2 protein-coding genes are annotated in these 2,593 nt (G+C 65.1%); both read left to right on the top strand.

What is annotated here, in order from left to right; genetic code table 11:
- Window positions 1-19 precede the first annotated feature (19 nt).
- Window positions 20-259, top strand: a complete 240-nt coding sequence (locus H5T65_14040) for a hypothetical protein (protein MBC7260348.1) — start codon at window positions 20-22, stop codon at window positions 257-259.
- A 31-nt stretch (window positions 260-290) separates the two neighbouring features.
- Window positions 291-2,593, top strand: a 2,303-nt coding sequence (locus H5T65_14035; GenBank protein MBC7260347.1) for a TIGR03663 family protein, incomplete at its 3' end; no start/stop codon positions are given.

Raw genomic sequence — 2,593 nt, 5'->3', positions numbered from 1 at the left:
GTGGGCAGGGGAGTCGGTGTTGAACAAGCCGTATGTGGCGGTGGATGGGCGAGGGCACGTGTATGCGAGCGATCCGGAGGGGCATCGGGTGTTGGAGTGGACGGTGGGCGGGGAGTTTGTGGCGAGTTATGGGGAGTATGGGGTGGATGAGAGTCGGTTCAGCCTGCCCGTGGGTTTGGCGGTGGATGGGAGCGGGCGGCTGATCGTGGCGGATTCTGGGAATCATCGCATTATGGTATTTGCGCCTTTCGGGCCGTGAGACCGTTCGCGCGGGGTAATCCATGGGCGAGATGACGCAGCGTTCAGGGAAACCAACATGGTGGGAGCAGCCCGCGGCGCGGGCGTTGGCCTGGCTGACGTGGGAGAAGGCCGCGTACTTCGCGCTGTTCGCTGTGGCGTTGGCGATGCGCCTGTGGGACCTAGGCGTGCGCAGCATGAGCCACGACGAGAGCCTGCACGCCCTGTTCTCCTGGAAGTTGTACGCGGGCCAGGGGTACGTGCACGACCCGATGATGCACGGGCCGTTTCTGTTCTACGCCAACGCGCTGGCGTACTACCTCTTCGGCGTGAGCGACTTCACGGCGCGGCTGGTGCCTGCGCTGTTCGGCGCGTCGCTGGCGGTTCTGCCCTACTTCCTGCGTAAGTGGATGGGGCGGCTGGGCGCGTTCGTGTCGGCTGTCATCCTGACCTTCTCGCCGTCCTTCTTGTACTATTCGCGCTACATCCGCAACGACATCTACATCGCCGTGTGGTCGGTGCTGATGCTCATCGCGCTGTTCCGCTTCCTGGACGAGGGCAAGGAGCGGTACATCTACCTGTTCGGCATCGTGGCGCTCCTGTCCATTGCCACGAAGGAAGTGGCGTACATCACGGGCTTCATCTTCGTGGTCTTCGTGCTGTGGGCGGTCGTTTGGGAGCGGCTTGGGGCTTCGGCGCGGGCGGCCTTGCGGTGGGCGCTGCTGGCGATGGGCGGCGGGTTCCTGCTGGTGGCGCTTGGACTCACGGTGCGGTCGGGGGGCAGCGCGTTGACTCCGACGCCGCGCGCCCTGCCCGACCTGGTGCTTGTGGCGTGTTTTGTCTTTGCCTTTGGGGTGGCGGGGTTCGCGTGGCGGCAATCGGAGAAGCGCGCGCCCGTCTCGGAGGGCCTGGCGGCCGTGCGCTGGCGCGCCGTCGCCTGGACGGCTGTCGCGGCGGCGGTGATCTTCGTCGTGATGTACACCACGGTCTTCAGCAACCTCAAGGGTCTGTACAGCGGGACCATTGGGCAGGTTGTGTACTGGCTCAAGCAGCACGGCGTGCAGCGGGGCGACCAGCCTTGGTACTACTACTTCGTGCTAATGCCGATGTACGAGTTTCTGCCGTTGCTGGGCGCGCTGGCGGGCATCGTGTACTACGCCTTCGTGCGCAGGACGGCCGACGCGCGAAAAGACTCGCTGCCGCTTGTGCCCTTCCTGATCTTCTGGACGATTGCGGCGACGGCGCTGTACAGTTGGGCGGGCGAGAAGATGCCGTGGCTCGTGCTGCACCCCGTCCTGCCGATGGCGCTGCTCACGGGGCGGCTGGCGCAGGATTGGATTGGCGGGGTGGACTGGCGCGAGGCGTGGAGGCGCGGCGCTGCGGGCTTCGTGCTGCTCGTGCCGTTCGCCGTGTTCGTGATCGCCCGTTTGTTCCTGCTGCGACCCTTTGCGGGGATGTCGCTTCAGGACCTGTCGCGGACGGCGACGTGGATTCTGAACGCGGGTGTGGCTGTGGCGGTGCTGTGGACTGTATACTCCTACGCCACGGCCCGCTTGGGGGCGCGGTTCGCGCTGCGCTGCGCGGCGGTGTCGGCCTTGGGGTTGCTGTTCCTGCTGACGGTGCGGTTCACGTGGATGGCGAACTACGTGAACTACGACACGGCCAAGGAGTTCATCGTCTATGCCCACGGCACGCAATTCGTGAAGCAGACGATGAACGAAATCGCCGAGATATCCGAACGCCTGTACGGCGACAAGTCCATTGAACTCTCCTACGACGGGGGCGACCTGCGGGACAGGGCGAACCCACAGGACGATGTGGGCGGCCTGGCGTGGCCGTTGGAGTGGTATCTGCGCGAATTCCCCAATCGGCACTACTTCCAGTATTGGGATGGCGGGACATCGGCAAGCCCGCAGTTGTTCACGGTGCCCGTCGTGCTGGTGGATTCGTGCAACGAGGACAAGGTGCGGCCTTTCCTGGGCGACAAGTACTATCGCTTCCCCACCCAGTCGTGGCGGCAGTTGGTGTGGTGGCCCACGGAGGATTACCGCAACCTGACGCCCGCCCGCATCCTCGCGGCGCTGAAGAATCCCGTTCGCCGCGCCGAAATCTGGGACATCCTGTGGTGGCGCAGGTACAAGTACACATCGGACACGTGGCCCAATCGGCACGACTTCGCCCTGTACGTGCGCAAGGACATCGCGGGGCTGATGTGGAAGTACAGCATCGGTGCCGCAGCGCCGCAGCCGCCTGTGGTCGTTACCGAGGATCCGTATCAGGCGAAGAAGGTGCTGGTGCCGGCGGCGCTGACGTTTGGGCGGCAGGGGCAAGGGCCAGGGGAGTTCCAGGACCCGCG

This window comes from Chloroflexota bacterium, from assembly GCA_014360805.1.
Lineage (GTDB): Bacteria > Chloroflexota > Anaerolineae > DTLA01 > DTLA01 > DTLA01.
The sequence above is the reverse complement of the archived record's forward strand: the minus strand, read 5'-3'. Positions and strand labels throughout refer to the sequence as shown.